Annotated in this window: 2 protein-coding genes; both read left to right on the top strand. The window is 66.8% G+C overall.

The features are described from left to right. Positions 1-89 precede the first annotated feature (89 nt). Positions 90-983, top strand: a complete 894-nt coding sequence (rfaE1, locus tag GEV05_22855) for a D-glycero-beta-D-manno-heptose-7-phosphate kinase (protein MPZ46169.1) — start codon at positions 90-92, stop codon at positions 981-983. Between the two features lie 18 nt (positions 984-1,001). Beyond that, positions 1,002-1,992 (top strand): ADP-glyceromanno-heptose 6-epimerase (gene rfaD / locus GEV05_22850; GenBank protein ID MPZ46168.1); only part of this gene is annotated, 991 nt, incomplete at its 3' end.

Raw genomic sequence — 1,992 nt, 5'->3', positions numbered from 1 at the left:
CGGGTGTCCGGTCGGACGCTTCGCGTTCGCGTACACCAGGCAGCCGCGCACGCGCCCGTGCGCCGCGCCTGTTGGTTGTCGGCGATGTCATGCTGGACCGCTATTGGTTCGGGCAGGTAGGACGAATCTCGCCGGAAGCGCCGGTGCCGGTCGTCCTGGTCGAGCGGCGCGAGGAGCGCCTGGGCGGAGCCGCCAACGTCGCGCGCAACGCAGCCGCGCTCGGTGCGGACGTCGAGCTTCTTTCCGTCGTCGGCGAGGACGAGGCGGGTGATTGTCTCGCGCGTCTGATCGACGGCGAAGGCATTCGCGGCCGGCTGCATCGCGATGGCAGCGTTCCGACCACGGTGAAGCTGCGGGTCATCGGACGCCAGCAGCAACTGCTGCGGATCGACTTCGAAACCATGCCGAGCCACGAGGTCCTGAATGCGAAGCTCGCCGAGTTCGAGCGCAGCGTGGCCGACTGCGACCTGGTGATCCTGTCCGACTATGCCAAGGGCACGCTCGCGCATGTCGAGCGCATGATCCGGCTCGCGCGCCGGCTGGGGAAGCCCGTGCTGGTCGATCCGAAGGGCGAAGACTACGTGCGCTATCGGGGAGCGACCGCGTTGACGCCCAACAAGGCCGAGTTCCGGCAGGTCGCCGGCAGCTGGAAGAGCGAAGCCGAATTCAACGTCAAGGCACAGCGGCTGCGGCAATACCTGCGGCTGGATGCGCTGCTCATCACTCGCAGCGAAGAGGGCATGACGCTTTTCGACCGCAGCGGCGTGCTGCACGTGCCTGCCCAGACCCGCGAGGTCTACGATGTCAGTGGTGCGGGCGACACGGTGATCGCGACCTTGGGGATGAAGCTCGCGGCCGGAGCGGGTTGGCCCGAGGCCGTGCGGGCCGCGAACCTCGCTGCCGGCATCGTGGTGGGCAAGCTCGGCACGGCGGTCGTGCATCCGGACGAGCTCGCGGCCGCGCAGGCCGCCAGCTCGGCCTGACGCGAGAAGGAAGATCGAATGCATATCGTGGTGACGGGAGCGGCCGGATTCGTCGGCTCGAACCTGGTGAAGGCGCTGAACGAGCGCGGCGAGAGCCGGATCATCGCGGTGGACGATCTTACCGAGGGCGACAAGTTCGTCAACCTCGCCGATTGCGAGATCGCCGACTACTACGACAAGAACGAGCTCGCCGCGCTGCTCGAAGGCCGCAAGCTCGACGGCGCGGTGAGCGCGGTGCTGCACCAGGGCGCCTGTTCGGATACGACCGAGAAGAACGGCCGCTACATGCTGGACCTGAATTTCCGCTACTCGGTGCGCCTGCTCGACTTCTGTCGCAGCCGCGGCATTCCGTTCATCTATGCATCCTCCGCGGCGGTCTACGGGGCCAACACGCATTGCCGCGAGTCGGGTGAATGCGAGGCGCCGCTCAACGTCTACGGCTATTCGAAGGTGCTGTTCGACCGCTATCTGCGCAGCCGCTGGGAGGAGCAGACGGCGCAGGTGGTGGGACTTCGCTACTTCAACGTGTACGGCCCGCGCGAGCAGCACAAGGGGCGCATGGCCTCGGTCGCGTGGCATTTCTTCAACCAGTTCCGGGGCGCGGGACGCGTGCGCCTGTTCGAGGGCAGCCACGGCTATGCGAACGGCGAGCAACGCCGCGATTTCGTCTCGGTCGAGGACTGTGTGCGCGTCAACCTGTACTTCCTCGACCACCCGCAGCTGAGCGGCATCTTCAATGTTGGCACGGGGCGCGCGCAGTCGTTCAACGATGTCGCCGCGGCTGTGATCAACGGCGTTGCGCCAGCCGGCGGCGAGCGTGCGCGCTCGATGGCCGAGCTCGTCTCCGCCGGCTGCGTCGAATACATTGCATTTCCCGAGGATCTGCGCGGGAAGTACCAGGCGTTCACGCAGGCCGACCTCACCCGGTTGCGCGCGGCCGGATACGCGGAACCATTTCTGAGCGTGGAGCAAGGGGTAGCGCGTTACTGCGCAACGTTGTTGTCCGTGC

The organism is Betaproteobacteria bacterium (assembly GCA_009377585.1).
Taxonomy (GTDB): Bacteria; Pseudomonadota; Gammaproteobacteria; order Burkholderiales; family WYBJ01; genus WYBJ01.
This window is presented reverse-complemented; position numbering and strand designations above follow the sequence as displayed.